General features: G+C 64.3%; 1 pseudogene. It reads left to right on the top strand.

The window, feature by feature from the left end:
• Nucleotides 1-588, top strand: a pseudogene (locus RH857_RS13585) (high-affinity choline transporter BetT); the annotation flags it as partial.
• Nucleotides 589-747: the final 159 nt, after the last annotated feature.

Below are 747 nucleotides of genomic sequence, written 5' to 3' on the forward strand. Positions count from 1 at the left end.
TGCGGCCGGGACTCCCCGATTCTTGCGGAACCCGGTAGAAACAGACTGACAGTCGAAGCAGGCGAGAACTCCCCGGGCCGCTGGCGCCGCCGTCTGGCCCGGCACATGCACTACCCCTCCTCCGAGGAGGTCACCGAGTACATGGACTCCGTGGCGATCCCTGCCGTGGAAGAGGTCGCTGCCGAGCTGCGGGAGCAGGGCGCGGATGTGCGCTGCTCCCGCGGCACCATCGAGGAGACCGAGATCCCGCACGTGGATCTGCACGTCTACTTCGGCGAGCAGAGCATGTTCAAGTACCAGGCGTACCCCGTGGAGTACTCGGTGCCGAACTTCGCACTGAACTTCCGCAGCGCCGAACAGACCTACTACCGCGTGGAGATCTTCTCCGCCACCGGTTCGGCCGGCCACGATGTGTTCGGTTACTCCAAGGAGCAGATCATCTCCGATGTGCTCGACGCCTATGAGCGCCACCTTGCCGTGCTGACCATGAACGACGACGCCGGTGGGTCCCCTATGACCTTGAATACCGGCTCCATCCCTGACGACTGGGACCATGTGCGCACCCGAGGTTCCCGGACCGGCGAGTAGCCGGACACCGCCTGTTCCGGCGTCGGACTCCCGTGGCTACAGTGGAGTCCGACGCCGGCGCCAGGCCCTGAAGCTCATTCTGCGACTATCCATCCCACGACGTACCCCGTTAGCTTCTAAGGGCACCAGTTCTCCGGCAGGATAAGTGGTGTTGTCCGG

Origin of the sequence: Nesterenkonia flava (assembly GCF_031432335.1) — a bacterium.
Lineage (GTDB): Bacteria > Actinomycetota > Actinomycetes > Actinomycetales > Micrococcaceae > Nesterenkonia > Nesterenkonia flava.